General features: G+C 62.6%; 16 protein-coding genes. 14 read left to right on the top strand and 2 right to left on the bottom strand.

The window, feature by feature from the left end; translation table 11 throughout:
* Window positions 1-162: 162 nt before the first annotated feature.
* Window positions 163-384 carry a flagellar biosynthetic protein FliQ gene (locus tag KRR38_RS34670; protein WP_217408291.1) on the top strand — a complete coding sequence of 74 codons (222 nt, stop codon included), beginning with the start codon at window positions 163-165 and terminating at the stop codon, window positions 382-384.
* Between the two features lie 7 nt (window positions 385-391).
* Here KRR38_RS34670 and copD read toward each other — a convergent pair whose 3' ends face one another.
* Window positions 392-1,327, bottom strand: coding sequence for a copper homeostasis membrane protein CopD (gene copD, locus KRR38_RS34675; RefSeq protein ID WP_217408292.1), 936 nt, complete (start codon window positions 1,325-1,327; stop codon window positions 392-394).
* A 4-nt stretch (window positions 1,328-1,331) separates the two neighbouring features.
* The gene (copC, locus tag KRR38_RS34680) at window positions 1,332-1,724 is read right to left on the bottom strand and encodes a copper homeostasis periplasmic binding protein CopC (RefSeq protein ID WP_217408293.1); all 393 of its coding nucleotides are present in this window, start codon (window positions 1,722-1,724) and stop codon (window positions 1,332-1,334) included.
* A 210-nt stretch (window positions 1,725-1,934) separates the two neighbouring features.
* On the opposite strand from copC, the gene KRR38_RS34685 reads away from it, so the two are divergent.
* The 13 genes from KRR38_RS34685 to KRR38_RS34745 all read left to right on the top strand — a co-directional run bounded on the left by KRR38_RS34685 (window position 1,935) and on the right by KRR38_RS34745 (window position 15,199).
* Window positions 1,935-2,531 (top strand): cytochrome c, encoded by a 597-nt coding sequence (locus tag KRR38_RS34685; protein WP_217408294.1) that lies wholly within the window; start codon window positions 1,935-1,937, stop codon window positions 2,529-2,531.
* Between the two features lie 141 nt (window positions 2,532-2,672).
* Window positions 2,673-2,954, top strand: coding sequence for a hypothetical protein (locus tag KRR38_RS34690; RefSeq protein ID WP_217408295.1), 282 nt, complete (start codon window positions 2,673-2,675; stop codon window positions 2,952-2,954).
* Window positions 2,951-3,388 carry a periplasmic heavy metal sensor gene (locus KRR38_RS34695; protein WP_217408296.1) on the top strand — a complete coding sequence of 146 codons (438 nt, stop codon included), beginning with the start codon at window positions 2,951-2,953 and terminating at the stop codon, window positions 3,386-3,388. Before KRR38_RS34690 ends, KRR38_RS34695 begins: the two co-directional genes overlap by 4 nt.
* Window positions 3,385-3,957 (top strand): RNA polymerase sigma factor, encoded by a 573-nt coding sequence (locus tag KRR38_RS34700; RefSeq protein WP_217408297.1) that lies wholly within the window; start codon window positions 3,385-3,387, stop codon window positions 3,955-3,957. Before KRR38_RS34695 ends, KRR38_RS34700 begins: the two co-directional genes overlap by 4 nt.
* Before the next feature lie 93 nt (window positions 3,958-4,050).
* Complete coding sequence (locus tag KRR38_RS34705) at window positions 4,051-5,946, top strand: copper resistance system multicopper oxidase (protein WP_217408298.1); 1,896 nt, start codon at window positions 4,051-4,053, stop codon at window positions 5,944-5,946.
* Window positions 5,943-7,184: a copper resistance protein B gene (locus tag KRR38_RS34710; protein WP_217408299.1), complete on the top strand. Its 1,242-nt coding sequence runs from the start codon at window positions 5,943-5,945 to the stop codon at window positions 7,182-7,184. Before KRR38_RS34705 ends, KRR38_RS34710 begins: the two co-directional genes overlap by 4 nt.
* 217 nt (window positions 7,185-7,401) lie before the next feature.
* Window positions 7,402-7,848: a DUF305 domain-containing protein gene (locus tag KRR38_RS34715; protein ID WP_217408300.1), complete on the top strand. Its 447-nt coding sequence runs from the start codon at window positions 7,402-7,404 to the stop codon at window positions 7,846-7,848.
* A gap of 137 nt (window positions 7,849-7,985) precedes the next feature.
* On the top strand, window positions 7,986-8,432 hold the full coding sequence (locus KRR38_RS34720; RefSeq protein ID WP_217408301.1) for a DUF411 domain-containing protein: 447 nt from the start codon (window positions 7,986-7,988) through the stop codon (window positions 8,430-8,432).
* Between the two features lie 46 nt (window positions 8,433-8,478).
* Window positions 8,479-8,853 carry a hypothetical protein gene (locus KRR38_RS34725; RefSeq protein ID WP_217408302.1) on the top strand — a complete coding sequence of 125 codons (375 nt, stop codon included), beginning with the start codon at window positions 8,479-8,481 and terminating at the stop codon, window positions 8,851-8,853.
* Window positions 8,854-8,924: 71 nt separating this feature from the next.
* Complete coding sequence (locus KRR38_RS34730; RefSeq protein ID WP_217408303.1) at window positions 8,925-9,194, top strand: hypothetical protein; 270 nt, start codon at window positions 8,925-8,927, stop codon at window positions 9,192-9,194.
* Between the two features lie 136 nt (window positions 9,195-9,330).
* Window positions 9,331-10,560, top strand: a complete 1,230-nt coding sequence (locus tag KRR38_RS34735; RefSeq protein ID WP_217408304.1) for a TolC family protein — start codon at window positions 9,331-9,333, stop codon at window positions 10,558-10,560.
* The gene (locus KRR38_RS34740; protein WP_217408305.1) at window positions 10,557-12,047 is read left to right on the top strand and encodes an efflux RND transporter periplasmic adaptor subunit; all 1,491 of its coding nucleotides are present in this window, start codon (window positions 10,557-10,559) and stop codon (window positions 12,045-12,047) included. The genes KRR38_RS34735 and KRR38_RS34740 overlap by 4 nt, the downstream gene beginning before the upstream one ends.
* Window positions 12,044-15,199 (top strand): efflux RND transporter permease subunit, encoded by a 3,156-nt coding sequence (locus tag KRR38_RS34745; RefSeq protein ID WP_217408306.1) that lies wholly within the window; start codon window positions 12,044-12,046, stop codon window positions 15,197-15,199. Before KRR38_RS34740 ends, KRR38_RS34745 begins: the two co-directional genes overlap by 4 nt.

Consider the following 15,199-nt stretch of genomic DNA (forward strand, 5'->3'; position numbering starts at 1 on the left):
AAAAAAAGCGGTGGGTCGTGAGGGGTAAACCCCGTCGCTGCGTAAATTCAGATGAAGCCCATCGCCAAGCAGGATGGACAGCTCAGGTGCCCACGGGTCGCAGCGTGGCGCGGGGGCGAGCGGATGTGGGGAAGACAGATTGGAATAAGCCGATCGCGCTCCATGTCGCTCGCCCCGCAACAACCAAAGGTCGGAACGTCAGGGGGCGACGACACCATCATCATCATCGGGGGAGAGATGGATACCTACACCCCTTTTTGGTTTTTGATGGGCCAGGCGCTTTGGGTGATAATGGTTGTTGCGGGACCCACGCTGATACTCATGTTGGTGGTCGGGCTCATCACCTCCATGACCCAGGCCGCGACATCGAGCGCGCTTCCATGAAAACGGATTACATCCCCGATGCAGGCGGGGCCAACAGTCCTAACCATGCAACGAGGGCTAGAATGACAAGAGCGCATGCAGTTTCAATGACGAGGCTGCGACGAAGTGTTCCTATCGCCGAGGATGTCTTGCCCGTTTCAATGGCTGCAGCGAGGGAGGGGGTCAGGAAGAAGCGGTTGGCGGCGGCCAGCATTAGCATGACGCCGAACAGTATCAGCTTTGCCACCAGCAGAAGGCCGTAGAGACTGGCAAAAAGGGAACCGAGCCTGGACGGTCCGATCAGGATCCAACTGTTAATGAAGCCCGACAGGATAAGCAGCCCCACGACAGCCGATCCGACCTTCGCAAAGCCATCCAACGCCCGGTGAGAGAGGTGGATATGATGTATCGCCATGCGGGCGGCAGGGCGGAAAATAAGAAGGCAAAGGGCGAATAGTGCTCCTACCCATATGCCCGCGGCCCAAAGATGGGTGATGTCGGCGCCAACATGGATCCATCCCAATAAGCCTTCATCGGCGGCGCCGTGACCCGTCCAGGCTAAAGTTGCCAGAGCGACAGCGGCGGTGGCTGACAGCGACCACAGGGCGAAAGTGGGGCGGCGCCATCCGACAATGGAAAAATACAGCACAAGCAAGAGTGCCGCGATCCGTATTTGCCAGGCAGTGCCGATCGCCGTGCCCGATATCAAAAGATTGGTTGTAGCCCGGTCGATTTGATCGATCGGCACGCCGCCCATCGAGGCCGCCAGGACCATCATGCCCAGGATCGATAGTCCGATGCCGGCAAGCGCGATCGTCGCCAACACCGAGCGGAAGCGCAGGACCGAGCCGGAAGCCCGCTCGGTCCCGCGCAACGTATAGAGGCCGAACATCGGCAACCCGAAGAGGAGCATGAGATCGAGGTAAAGCCCTAGCCTGACCGCGATCGCTATGATGTCCGGCACGGACTTACTGGACCTTGAAGGTGTAGCTGCCCTGAATGCGATGGGTGTCGGCAGAGACGACGTGATAATCGACCCTGTAGGTTCCAACCGGCAACGGCTTGGCAAGCGACGCGACGAGCGTCTTGCCGTCCGCACCCACGGTCGCCTTGACGCCGTTCATCTTCATGGGCCCCATTTTCATGCCGGGCATTTCCGTCATCGTCAGGTCGATCCCGGAAAATTGCGCGACAAGTGCTTCGGAAAAGACGAGCTGGATCCTTGTCGGGGCTGCGACGACGGCATTGGCCGCGGGCGTTGTGCTATCGAGCTTGGGGTGGGCCTGAACAGCGGTAGCGGCGAGGACAGACGCCGCCATGGCGACGGCAAAAACTGTTTTACGAAACATCGATTTCTCCATGGGCGGCGATACTGCCGACAGATCGAATTACGCATCGCGCGGCGCCATCCCTCATCAAGCAAGCAAGATTTCTTCAAATCCGGACGCCAGCGGGGTTTGCGCCGGAGATCTGCGTGGCTGATGAGGGATCAAAGCCTGTCATGCGTATGGTCAATTGGATGGGTGTGAAAATCACCGGGATCCAGGGACGCTTCTGCTCGGGAGGACGCGATGGCAAATTCGAGGAAGACATGGCTGCGCAAGCACTTCCCGAGCGTGGGCTTCATTGCCGCGACGGCGCTGGTCGGCGGAGCGCTGGTCGGGATCGTTGTATATGTCGGAGCCTATGACATAGGGGCCGATGCGCCGCACACCAAACCGGTTTATTGGCTCATAGAGCAGCTTCGTGATCGTTCGATCGCCGTCCGGTCTCGCAATGTGAGTGTCCCCGCCAACCTGATGGATCTAAAACGGCTGCAGAGCGGCGCGGGGCTTTACACCGAGATGTGCAGTGGCTGCCATCTCGGGCCGGGACTGGAAAAGTCGGAGATCAGCCAGGGTCTCTACCCCAGGGCTCCGGAGCTTTTTCGGGAGCAGCAGAGATCGCCAAAAGCGCAATTCTGGATCATCAAGCATGGGGTCAAGCTGACCGCGATGCCGGCTTGGGGTAAGACGCACAGCGACGAACTGATCTGGGACATGGTGGCTTTCGTGCGGCAACTGCCACGTATGACGCCCGCCCAATATCAGGCGGCAATTGCCAGTGCGCCCGAAGACCATGACGCGATGATGAAGGATATGCCTGGCATGAAGAATATGATGCCCTAGCGATGTGGCGTCTGCCCGGCAGTCGCCGTCGAGCTCTGCCCGCCATAGCTCAGTGCTTTGACGAAAAGACGGATAGAGGGGCAGGTGGGGAATCCGAGTCCAGCGCGGTGCGCCGGATTGAATGATGATTGGGATCTTACGATGAATACAGACTTGGACGAGCTTTTGAGCCGCTTACGCAATGAACCGGGGCATCCGGGCCTGATCGGTCTGGAGGAGGAGGTGTTTCGACGCATTGCGGCATTGCCCCAGGTTTCGGCTGCTTCTCAACTCCGGTTCGGTGCAGTGGCCGCCTTTGGAGCAGTGCTGCTCGGTATTGCAAGCAACGGATTCACGCCGCCTGCCGAGGCCTCGGTTACACTTTCGCCATTCGGACCATCCAATCCGCTTGCCCCCTCGACGCTGCTGGCAGGCCCTCGGTGAAGCCGAAGCTGCTCTTTCTGGTCGCAATCGTCGCCTTTGTTGCGGCCGTTGCAGGGGTGTTCCTTGGTCGGTACTTCTTCCCGCAGCCCAAGGCAGCCGGCGTCGAACTCCACGACGTATTGCACAGCCAGCTCGATCTGGACGACCGTCAGAAGGCCCAGATCGAGCTGCTCGAGCAGCGCTTCGCCGTGCGCCGACGCGCACTGGAGCTCGAAATGAGAGCAGACAATGCGCGTCTCGCATCCGCGATCGAAATCGAACATGGTAACGGACCGCGTGTTGCGGCGGCCGTCGATCAGTCGCATCAGGCGATGGGCGAGCTGCAAAAGGAAACGCTCGGCCATATCTTCGCGATGCGTCAGATCTTGCGTCCTGATCAGGCCAAGACGTTCGATCAGGCGGTGGTACATGCGCTCACCGACGATGCACGGTGAGTCTGGATCTTCGCGCGTGCTCGGACGGTGAACTTGCGGCGCTGACGCTCGCGGGTCGGCAGCCGGCCTTCGCTGAGATCATGCATCGGCACCAGTCAGCGATATTTCGACTGGTGCGCGGCCTCGTGGGGAATGCCGAGGACGCGCTTGACCTCACCCAGGACTGCTTCGTCTCCGCGTTCAGCCATCTGCGAAAATATGATGGCGCGCGACCGCTCCGGGCTTGGTTGTCCCGGATAGCGATCAACAAATGCCGTGACTGGCGCCGTCGCCAGAAGGTACGTCAGCTCTTCACGTTCAGTTTTGCCACTTCCGACGACGAGATTGAGCAAGTGCCGGATGAGGCTCCCTCCGCGCATGCCAGTGCTGGCTCAAAAATGGAGCTCAAGCGAATGGCCGCCGCAATCAGCGCGTTGCCGGCCTCGTTGCGAGAAGTTCTGCTGCTCCGCACCGTCGAAGGGCTGAGCCAGTCGGAAGCGGCAACTGCGCTCTCGATCAGCGGCAAGGCGGTCGAGACCCGCCTCTACCGTGCGCGGTCGCGCCTTACGGAAATCTTGGCCGAGGAATGAGGGGTGCGCCCCGCTCGCGCGTAAGGAGAGAGAGATACCGCGCTCGAGCGTCTTTGCGGACCCGGAGTGCTGCACGTCGAACAAGGAGATATTATGCCCCCGGTATTGAACCGCCGCGACCTTTTCCGCGGCGCCGCGCTGACCGGCGGTGGTCTGGCTCTGTCGGCCTGGATGCCGGCATGGGCTAAGCCCGTTTCGGCCGGGATCGTGAAGCCGCTCCCGACCGTGACCGGCAACGATATCACGCTCAAGATCGCGCATCAGATGATGATGATCGACGGCCGGGCAAGCCATGCCATCGGAATCAATGGCACTGTTCCTGCTCCCCTGATCCGTTTGCGTCAGGGCCAGACCGTGCGCCTGTCGGTGATCAATGATCTCGAGGAAGATAGCTCGATCCACTGGCATGGCCTGTTGGTGCCCTTCCAGTTCGATGGCGTGCCCGGGATCAGCTTCCCCGGCATCAAACCAAGGTCGACCTTCGTCTACGAGTTCCCCATCGTTCAGGCGGGCACATATTGGTATCATAGCCATTCGGGGCTGCAGGAGCAGATGGGCCATTATGGGCCGATCGTAATCGATCCTGAAGGCGAGGACACAATCCGCTCGGACCGCGAGCATGTCATCGTGCTCTCCGACCATAGCCAGATGCACCCGCACGCGATTTTCCGGAAGCTCAAGCAGGTCGGCGGGGGCTATTTCAACTATCAGCGCCAAACGCTGGCCAGTCTCCTGGCCAAGGAAGACCAACCACTCAAGGAACGTCTCGACTGGGGCAATATGCGTATGGACCCGACCGACGTTTCCGATGTCACGGGTTCGACCTACACCTATCTCGTCAATGGGCATGGCCCGCAGGACAATTGGACTGCGCTTTTCCGGCCCGGCGAGCGCGTCCGGCTGCGTTTCGTCAACGCCTCTGCGATGACGACATTCAATGTCAGGATTCCCGGCCTCAAATTTACGGTCGTTCAGGCCGACGGTCTCAATGTCAGGCCCGTCGAGGTCGATGAGTTCCAGATCGCGGTGGCCGAGACCTATGACGTCATCGTCACCCCGACCGACGATCGCGCCTATACGCTGGTCGGCGAATCCGTCGATCGGTCGGGCATGGCCCGCGCCACCCTGGCCCCGCGCGAAGGCATGTCGGCCGAAGTGCCGGCGCTCCGCAAACGCCCCCTCGCCAATATGAAAGACATGGGCATGGGGGATATGGACATGAGCGGCATGGAAGGCATGGACCACTCAGCGATGGGACATGACATGTCGGCAAGCGGGGCCGCCGCGGGCGGTATGGCTGGAATGAACATGGAATCCGGGGCCTCGATGCCCGCAATGGACAAGCCGGCCGGTGGTTCGATGGCGAACATGCCTGGAATGGGTGCGCCTATCGGTGACGCGATGGGCGGCATGGCGATGGGCGGAATGGGCGGCATGAATATGCGCGACGCCAGCAAAGCCCCGCAGGTCAAGATGGGGCCTGGTGTGCAGACGATTTCACCTATGCCGATGGATCGCACGGGAGAGCCCGGACAGGGCCTCGAAGATGTCGGGCACCGTGTTCTGGTCTATCGCGATCTCATGGCGGTCGACCGCAATCCCGACGTGCGGGCACCCGACCGGGCGATGGAAATCCATCTGACCGGGAATATGGAACGCTATATGTGGTCATTCGACGGGGTGAAGCTCAGTGACAAGAGCGAGCCAATTCCGTTTATCGAAAACGAAAGGGTCCGCGTCACGCTCGTGAACGACACGATGATGTCGCACCCGATCCATCTTCATGGTCATTTTTTCGAGCTGGTGACGGGGCATGGCGAGTATTCACCGCGCAAGCACACGGTCAATGTCGCGCCGGGGGGTAAGGTAAGTTTTGATCTCACCGCTAACGCTATCGGCGATTGGGCGTTCCACTGCCATATGCTCTACCACATGCATGCCGGGATGATGCGCGTCGTCTCTGTCCGTCCCCGGGGAGATGGCGCATGAAGTCGCTTCTTCTCCTGATCGCCGCGGCGCCGCTCGCCCTCGCGGTACCGGCCAACGCACAATCGATGCAAAATATGCCCGGCATGAACATGCCGATGGCTCAACCGCCAGCAAAGAAGAAGCCAGCGGCAAGGCCGGCACGTCAGGCTAAACGCGCAACCGCCGCGAAGCCGCCTCGTAGACCCGCGCCCACCACGCGTCGTGCACCCGCTGCAAAGCCCAAGCCCGCGGCGCACGGCATGTCAGGGATGGGCGCTATGCCCGGAATGGACATGCCAGCCAGCAGGTTGCCTGCAGCGCCCGATGCCCATGCCGGACACGACATGTCCAGCATGCCTGGCATGGCAACGCCCGAGGCGGCGGGCGGCGCAATGAAGCACGATATGCCGGGCATGAACATGCCGTCAGACACTGGCGGTCAGCCGATGCAGCACGATATGTCGTCAATGCCTGGCATGTCGATGGCAGGCCATGGCGCAGGGGGTACGAGCCTTGCGCCGGGCAACGCTCCCGCGCCACCGCCTCCGAGTGATCACTATGCCGACCGGATATACGGAAATGGCGAGATGGCCGCTTCACGCACCATGCTTCACAATGAACATGGCGGCAGCTCTACCTCGATGATCCTGTTCAATCTGGCGGAATATCAGGTCCGGAACGGCCGCGACGGCTATCGCTGGGATGGCGAGGCGTGGTTCGGCAAGGATCTCGATCGGTTCGTGATCAAGACCGAAGGGGAGGGCGCCTTTCGCGAAGGGGTCGACAGTGCCGAGGTCCAGGCGCTCTACAGCCGTGCGCTCGATCCCTATTGGAACGTGCAGGCCGGCGTCCGATACGATTTCAAACCCAACCCGTCCCGAACGTATGCGACGATCGGAATCGAGGGGGTTGCACCTTATTGGTTCGAGACGGAAGCCGCTTTGTTCCTGTCGAACAAGGGCGAGGTGCTGGGGCGGATCGAGGGCTATTATGATCAGCGCATTACCCAACGCCTGATCCTGCAGCCCCGCGTCGAATTGAACCTCTCGGCTCAAAACGTGCCCGAGACCCGGATCGGATCGGGGCTGTCCAACGCCGAGTTGGGGTTGCGCCTGCGCTACGAGGTCCGCCGCGAGTTCGCTCCCTACATCGGCGTTTCCTACGACCGTAAGTTTGGGCAGACGGCGGACTATGCGCGGGCCGATGGAAAGGACGTCAAGGCGACGAGCTTTGTCATTGGCGTGCGGACCTGGTTCTGAGAAGCGTCCGGCTTCGCTCCGACGTCGGGGCTAGCCGCGTTCATCGGATCATCGGCGTCGAGCGCTGCTTTGGTTTGCTAGTGGTCTGGTCATGGGCGTGTTGCCGATCGACCGAGTTCGTGGTGACGCTTTTGTATTTCCGTTGCCTGCGAAAGCGGCACTGCAAGGGCTGAATAGTCGAGGAGAGAGTTGGGGCGGGGACCAAAGGAGACGACCGATGATGAAAAACGCGTATGCAAGCCTCGCCCTGCAGACCCTTGTCGGCGGCATCATCATGTATCTGGTGATGTTCGTCATGATCGACAGTCTGGGGAGTTTCTACAACAACCTCAATATGCTCTACATGACGCTGATGATGGTGGCGCCGATGGTGGTGCTGATGATCCTCGCGATGGGTCACATGTTTCCATCAAGGGCAATGAATGCGGCGCTCCTGATCGGCTCGATCGCGGTTTTCATCGGCTGTTTCGCCCTGATCCGGACCCAGACCACAATCGGGGATCGCGCGTTCCTGCGCTCGATGATCCCGCATCATTCAGGCGCAATCCTGATGTGCAAGAAGGCGTCGCTCACCGACCCACAGATCGTCAGGCTGTGCGGCGAGATCAAGGAATCCCAGCGGCGCGAGATCGACGATATGAAGGCCATGCTTGCGCGCCAATGACCGATGCCGGATTGTCAGCGGCTCCCCCCGCCTCGCAATTCTTCGAGGGATGTTTGACGACCGCGCGTATTGAATGAAAAAGCAAGTGCGGGAACGGCCGGGTCGCCTCAATCGCGCCCGGCAGGAAGGAACGAACTATGAAGCGGACCCGTCGGCTCGCCATATTACTTGCGCTCGGTTTTCCTTCATTGGCCATGGCGGCAACGGACATCGTCGTGCATCGCGGTCCAGGTTGCGGATGCTGCGAGCAGTGGACGGCGCAGGTCCGTCGGCTGTTCGGGCGCCAGGTGACGATAGTCGACGACCGGCAGCGCTCGATGTTGCAGCGTTCGCAGGGCGTTCCCCCGCGTCTTGCCTCCTGCCACACGGCGATCATCGACGGCATGGTGTTCGAAGGTCATGTTCCCATCACCGATATGAAGCGACTGCTCGCGCAGCGTCCGCGTGGTGTGACGGGGCTTGCGGTTGTGGGCATGCCGATCGGTTCGCCTGGCATGGAAGTTCCTGGGCAACCGGCACAGGCTTTCGACGTCATCGCCTTCGGATCCGCTGGTCAGCGTGTCTTTGCGCATCACGGCGGGTGAAATAAAGATTGTCCTGACCATGAGAAGCGATTAGACTGAAACAGCAGTGAAACGTGCGCTTCATCTCTTTCTCCTTCTCGGAGCCCTGATCGGTCTGCTCGGCCAGGAAGGCGCGTTTGCATCGGCTTCGCCTGTATTGTCCGCGCCGATGGCGATGACCGGGATGGCCACGGCAGGGATGTCCGAAGACTGCATGAAGATGATGGCGCAGCAACAGCAGCCTGCGCAGAAACCCTGCAAGGGCATGACGCTCGCCTGTATCGCAGCAATGGGCTGTGTCATTCCCATGGCCGTTCGCAATGACGCACCGGCGCTTATGGTGCCTGCGGTTGGTTCCACCTTGGCCTTCTGGACGACCACTACTGTCTTACACGGCAGTGACCTTTCGCCTGAACCGGAACCACCGACTCTCCTTGGCTGAACCCTAGCGGCGCGTGGCGGACCCTCATGGTCCGCCGCATGCCTCCACACAGTTCAACCAAGGAATTTCACATGAAGACGATTCTCACTCTTGCCGCGGCGCTTGCGGCAGTCACAACCGTTTCCGTTGCCTCCGCGCATGATCGTGGACCGGGCCATTGGGAATGGCAGTCTCGTGGCATATTCGGACCGAACAAGTCCAACCTGCCTCCTCAGGTTCGCGTCTGGGTCAAGGACCGCACTTCCGAAGTGGCGGATTGCAACTGCGACATGATGAAGATGAGCGCGGCCGATTGCATGATGGACATGCCCGGCAAGCCCAAAGCTCCATCGGCCGGCTAAGGCGATTGCCTGGCCGATAGCGATAACGACCAAGGCCGGGCGCGTGGCGCCGGCGAAGAATGCCCCCTTCGCCGGCGTCCGTTTGTCCGTAGCCTTTCTCGCGCATCGGTCCTGGCCTGCCGATCAGGAGACCTCTATGCGAATGATTGTTCTGGCGCCGCTGCTCGCGGCGATCCCCGGCATTGCCTTTGCCGGTCCGCTCACTTTCGATGCGGCGCTTCGCCAGGCGAAGCATGATGCTCCATCCATTCGAGCGAAGACACTTGGGACCGATGCCGCCCGTTCCGCGCGCGGTGCGGCGGGCGCGCTGCCCGATCCGACGCTGGCTGTGGGTATCGAGAGCTTTCCGATCTCGGGACCGCTCGCGTTCCAGCCCAATCGTGACGACTTCACGATGGCGCGGGTTGGGGTCAGTCAGGACATTCCCAATCTCGCCAAGCGCCATGCGCAGCAGGCGCGCGCCGATAGCGACATCAAGGCGGCCGAGGCGGATACCGCGGTCGAGGCGCGCACCGTTGAGGTCGGAACGGCCTTGGCTTGGATCAATCTCGCTTATGCCGAGCGCAGACTTGCCGCGCTCGACGATGTGCTGTCCCGGCTGGAGCGCGTGGTAGGGACCACGACCAGTGCGGTTGCTTCGGGCAACGCACGGCCGGCGCAGACGCTTGCCGGGCAGCAGGCGGTCGCGACGATGCAGGATCGCCGGAGCGAGCTGGTGTCCAATGTGGCGCGGGCACGGGCGATCCTGACCCGCTGGACCGGCGACCCCACGCCTGAGATCGCTGGACCAATCCCCGAGTTCCCGGTCGATGGGGCCGAACTGCGTGCCGGCCTCGATCGTCAACCAACCATCCGGATGATCGATGCCCAATCCGGGCAGGCGGATGCCGATGTCCAAATGGCCGATGCCGGCCGGCGGTCCGACTTCGGCGTCAACCTTGCCTACCAGCGTCGCGATCCCCGCTTCGGCGATTACGTTTCGGCCGGCGTGACAATCAGTCTGCCCTTCTTCACCCGCAATCGCCAGAACGCCCAGATCGCTGAGGCTCAGGCCAATGCCGGGCGGGTAATGGCCCAGCGCGAGGCTGCGCGGCGCGCGCTCGCCTCCGACCTCGAATCCGATCTCGCCGACCATGTCATGCACCATGAGCAGTGGATGCGCGCGCGGGATACGCTGCTCCCGCTCGCCGATCAGCGCGTCACATTGGAAACAGCCAGCTACGGAGCCGGACGCGCCAGTTTGGTCGAGATCGCCGACGCCTATGTCGCGCTGGCCGACGCGACCCTCACTGTCCTCGACCGCGAAGCCCTGGTCGCCGCCGACGGCGCCCGATTGACCCTCACATACCGGAGCGAAGACCGATGAGCCTCGAGATATCACCGCGCGCCCGGCTGGGGCTTGCCGCCGCCCTGATCGCATTGGTGGCCGGTGGGGTAGGCTATGGCATCGCCCATCTGGGCGGGCAGCGGGAACCGCCAGTGCAGTCGGGAGATGCGGGTCGGAAGGTGCTCTACTGGTACGATCCGATGGTGCCGCAAGAGCATTACAACAATCCTGATACGCTTTCGTCGATGGGGATGAAGACTATCCCCAAATATGTCGACGAAGGCGGCGGCGACGCACCGGGTATCCGCATCGACCCGGCGACCTCGCAAACGCTGGGCCTCCGCACGGTCGCGGTTCGGCGCGGCGAGCTCGCCAGCAGCCTCACCGCCACCGGCACGATCGGCTTCAACCAGCGCGATGTCGCGATCGTGCAGGCGCGTGCAGGGGGATTCGTCCAGCGCGTCTATGGTCGCGCGCCGGGTGACGTGGTCGGCGCGGGCGCACCCCTTGCCGATATCCTGGTGCCAGAGTGGGGCGGCGCACAGGCCGAGTTTCTTGCGGTTCGCCGCACCGGCAACGCGGCGCTGACCCAGGCGGCGCGCCAACGGCTCATGTTGCTCGGCATGGCGCCGGGCACGATCGCTTCGGTCGAGCGAACGGGACGGCCGCACAATGTCGTGACGATCTCCACGCCGACAGGCGGGGTCATCAAGACGTTGGAGGTGCGGGCCGGCATGACCATGACGGCAGGACAGACGCTCGCGGAGGTCAACGGCCTCGGTACGGTCTGGCTCAATGCCGCCGTACCCGAAGCCATCGCCGGTCCACTCAAACCCGGACAAACCGTGCAGGCCACACTTGCCGCTTTCCCTGGCGAGACCATCTCCGGGCGTGTGTCGGCGATCCTGCCCGAGACCCAGGTCGACAGCCGAACGCTGACCGTCCGGATCGAGCTGCCTAATCGTGGCGGGCGTCTACGCCCCGGCATGTTCGCGACAGTGTCATTCGGCGGAGCCACGCAACCGGTATTGCTCGTACCGTCCGAAGCGCTGATCCGTACCGGCAAGCGGACCTTGGTGATGCTCGCGCTCGACAAGGGGCGCTACCGGCCCGCCGAGGTGCAAGCCGGGCGCGAATCCGGTGACGATACCGAGATATTGGCGGGTCTGAGCGAGGGTGAGAAAATCGTCGCGTCGGGCCAGTTCCTCATCGATTCCGAGGCGAGCCTGTCAGGAGTTCAGGCGCGGCCGATCGGCAGCGGCACGCCGCCGGCAGCCGCCAAACCCGCAGCTACCGCCGTGCTCTACGAGACCGTCGGCAAGATCGAACAGATCACCGCCACTTCGGTGACGCTCAGCCATGAGCCGGTGCCGGCGATCGGCTGGCCGGCGATGACAATGACCTTCCAGCTTCCCGATCCAAAGATCGCGCGTGGCCTGAAGGCGGGCGATCGTGTCCGCTTCGGCTTCGATCAACCTCCCGCGGGGCCAACGGTACGACGTATGGTGAAGGTGGCGAGCCAGTGATCGCTCATCTCATCCGCTGGTCGGTCAGGAACCGCTTCTTCGTTCTGATCGGCGTACTGGCCCTCATCGGCATGGGCGTCTGGGCGGTGCGATCGACCGCGATCGACGCGCTGCCTGACCTCTCCGATACGCAGGTCATCATCCGCACGTCCTATCCGGGCCAAGCACCGCAGATCGTCGAGAATCAGGTTACCTATCCGCTCACCACCACGATGTTGTCGGTGCCGGGGGCCAAGACGGTGCGCGGCTATAGCTTCTTCGGCGACAGCTTCGTCTATGTGATCTTCGAGGACGGCACCGACCTCTATTGGGCGCGCAGCCGCGTGCTCGAATATCTCAATCAGGTGCAGGGCCGGTTGCCGGCGAGCGCCCGCAGCGCGCTTGGGCCGGACGCGACCGGGGTCGGCTGGGTCTATGAATATGCCTTGGTCGACCGCACCGGTCGCCACGATCTTGCCCAGCTTCGCGGGTTTCAGGACTGGTTCCTGCGCTACGAGTTGAAGACCGTTCCCGGCGTCGCCGAAGTCGCCAGCATCGGCGGCATGGTCAAGCAATATCAGGTGCTGCTCGATCCGGTGAAACTCGCTGCCTACGGCGTCACCCACGCCCAAGCAGTCGATGCCATCCAAAAGGCCAACCAGGAAGCGGGCGGCTCGGTGCTGGAGATGGCCGAGGCCGAATATATGGTCCGCGCCTCGGGCTATCTTAAGACGCTCGACGACTTCCGGGCGATTCCGCTGCGGACAGCGGCGAGCGGCGTGCCTGTCCGTCTTGGCGATGTCGCCACCATCCAGATTGGCCCGGAGATGCGGCGCGGCATCGCCGAGCTGAACGGCGAAGGCGAAGTCGCGGGCGGTGTGGTGATATTGCGCTCGGGCAAGAATGCCCGCGAGACGATTGCGGCAGTTAAGGACAAGCTGGCGGACCTGAAGAAGAGCCTGCCGCCGGGCGTCGAGGTGGTGACGGTCTATGACCGCTCGCAGCTCATCGACCGCGCCGTCGACAATCTAACCCACAAGCTCATCGAGGAGTTCATCGTCGTAGCATTGGTCTGTGGCCTGTTCCTATGGCACGTCCGTTCGGCGCTGGTTGCAATTCTGACCCTGCCACTGGGCGTGCTTGCCGCCTTTGTCGTGATGCGCTTCCAGGGGGTCAATGCCAACATCATGTCCTTGGGCGGCATCGCCATCGCGATCGGCGCGATGGTTGATGCGGCCGTGGTGATGATCGAGAATGCCCACAAGCAGATCGAGCGTTGGGAAGAGAAGCATGAAGGCAAACATCTCGAGGGTGAAATGCGCTGGATCGTCGTCACCGAGGCCGCGGCCGAGGTCGGACCGGCGTTGTTCTTCAGCCTGCTGATCATCACGCTGTCCTTCATTCCGGTGTTTACACTCGAAGGACAGGAAGGGCGGCTGTTCGCGCCACTCGCCTTCACCAAGACCTATGCGATGGCGTCGGCGGCGATCCTGTCGGTGACTTTGGTGCCGATCCTGATGGGCTGGCTGATCCGGGGCCGCATCCCCGCAGAGCAGGCCAATCCGGTCAATCGCTGGCTGACCAACCTTTACCGGCCCGCGATCGACTGGACGATGCGAAAGCCGAAAACGGTGCTGCTGATCGCCGCGCTCGCCTTCGCGACCACGGCCTGGCCGCTCACACGCCTCGGCGGCGAGTTCATGCCCAATATGGACGAAGGCGATCTGCTCTACATGCCCTCGGCACTGCCGGGACTGTCGGCGGCGAAAGCCTCGCAACTGCTCCAGCAGACCGACCGGCTGATCAAGACCGTGCCCGAGGTCGAGAGCGTGTTCGGCAAGGCCGGACGCGCCGAGACCGCGACCGATCCGGCGCCGCTCGAGATGTTCGAGACCACCATCCAGTTCAAGCCGCGTGACCAATGGCGGCCGGGCATGACGCCGGACAAGCTGGTCGATGAGCTTGACCGCACGGTGAAGCTGCCCGGCCTCGCCAATGTCTGGGTGCCACCGATCCGCAATCGGATCGACATGCTGGCGACCGGCATCAAGAGCCCGATCGGGGTCAAGGTGTCGGGCGCCGATCTCGCCCAGCTCGATCGCGTCGCCCATGATGTCGAGACGGTCGCCAAGACCGTGCCGGGCGTCTCTTCCGCGCTCGCGGAGCGGCTCACCGGTGGGCGCTATGTCGATGTCGATATCGACCGTGCCGCGGCGGCCCGATTCGGGCTCAACATCACCGACGTGCAGGCGATCGTCTCAGGCGCGGTCGGTGGTGAGACGATCGGCGAAACGGTCGAGGGGCTTGCCCGCTACCCGATCAGTGTGCGCTATCCGCGCGAGCTGCGCGACAGCCTGGAGGGTCTGCGGACGCTCCCGATCCTGACCCCATCGGGCCAGCAGATCACGCTCGGTACGGTTGCGAAGGTTTCGATCGCCGAAGGACCACCGATGCTCAAGACCGAGAATGCCCGGCCTTCAACCTGGGTCTATGTTGACGTGCGCGGGCGCGATCTCGCGTCGGTGGTCGGCGACCTGCAACGCGCGGTCGCGAAACAGGTGAAGCTCTCGCCGGGTGTGAGCATCGCCTACTCCGGTCAGTTCGAATATCTCCAGCGCGCGGTCGACAAGCTGAAGCTGGTCGTGCCGGCGACTCTGCTGATTATCTTCGTGCTGCTCTACATTATCTTCGGCCGGTTCGACGAGGCAGCGCTGATCATGGGCACGTTGCCGTTCGCGCTCACCGGCGGCATCTGGACGCTCTACCTGCTCGGCTTCAACCAGTCGGTGGCCACCGGGGTTGGGTTCATCGCGCTTGCCGGTGTTTCCGCCGAGTTCGGCGTCGTGATGCTGATCTACCTCAAGAACGCCCTGGAGGAGCGCGAAGCCGATCCGGATGCCGCGCAGGTCGAGGCGGCGGTGCGCGAAGGCGCGCTGCTGCGCGTCCGGCCCAAGGCGATGACGGTCGCGGTCATCCTCGCCGGCCTGCTGCCGATCCTGCTCGGGTCGGGCGCCGGCTCCGAGGTCATGAGCCGGATCGCCGCGCCGATGATAGGCGGCATGCTCACTGCGCCGCTGCTCTCCATGTTCGTTCTGCCCGCAGCCTACTTGCTGCTGCGCCGCCCAAAACAACGTCATTCCGACGCTGTACCAACCTCTCAGCACAGGAGTTAG

It is taken from the genome of Novosphingobium sp. G106 (assembly GCF_019075875.1).
GTDB lineage: Bacteria > Pseudomonadota > Alphaproteobacteria > Sphingomonadales > Sphingomonadaceae > Novosphingobium.

What these genes read in the sequence shown, in the direction of transcription:
- KRR38_RS34670 (WP_217408291.1), top strand. Translation starts at nt 163, where the DNA reads ATGTCGCTCGCCCCGCAACAACCAAAGGTCGGAACGTCAGGGGGCGAC.
- copC (WP_217408293.1), bottom strand. Translation starts at nt 1,724, where the DNA reads ATGGAGAAATCGATGTTTCGTAAAACAGTTTTTGCCGTCGCCATGGCG.
- KRR38_RS34685 (WP_217408294.1), top strand. Translation starts at nt 1,935, where the DNA reads ATGGCAAATTCGAGGAAGACATGGCTGCGCAAGCACTTCCCGAGCGTG.
- KRR38_RS34690 (WP_217408295.1), top strand. Translation starts at nt 2,673, where the DNA reads ATGAATACAGACTTGGACGAGCTTTTGAGCCGCTTACGCAATGAACCG.
- KRR38_RS34705 (WP_217408298.1), top strand. Translation starts at nt 4,051, where the DNA reads ATGCCCCCGGTATTGAACCGCCGCGACCTTTTCCGCGGCGCCGCGCTG.
- KRR38_RS34710 (WP_217408299.1), top strand. Translation starts at nt 5,943, where the DNA reads ATGAAGTCGCTTCTTCTCCTGATCGCCGCGGCGCCGCTCGCCCTCGCG.
- KRR38_RS34715 (WP_217408300.1), top strand. Translation starts at nt 7,402, where the DNA reads ATGATGAAAAACGCGTATGCAAGCCTCGCCCTGCAGACCCTTGTCGGC.
- KRR38_RS34720 (WP_217408301.1), top strand. Translation starts at nt 7,986, where the DNA reads ATGAAGCGGACCCGTCGGCTCGCCATATTACTTGCGCTCGGTTTTCCT.
- KRR38_RS34730 (WP_217408303.1), top strand. Translation starts at nt 8,925, where the DNA reads ATGAAGACGATTCTCACTCTTGCCGCGGCGCTTGCGGCAGTCACAACC.
- KRR38_RS34735 (WP_217408304.1), top strand. Translation starts at nt 9,331, where the DNA reads ATGCGAATGATTGTTCTGGCGCCGCTGCTCGCGGCGATCCCCGGCATT.
- KRR38_RS34740 (WP_217408305.1), top strand. Translation starts at nt 10,557, where the DNA reads ATGAGCCTCGAGATATCACCGCGCGCCCGGCTGGGGCTTGCCGCCGCC.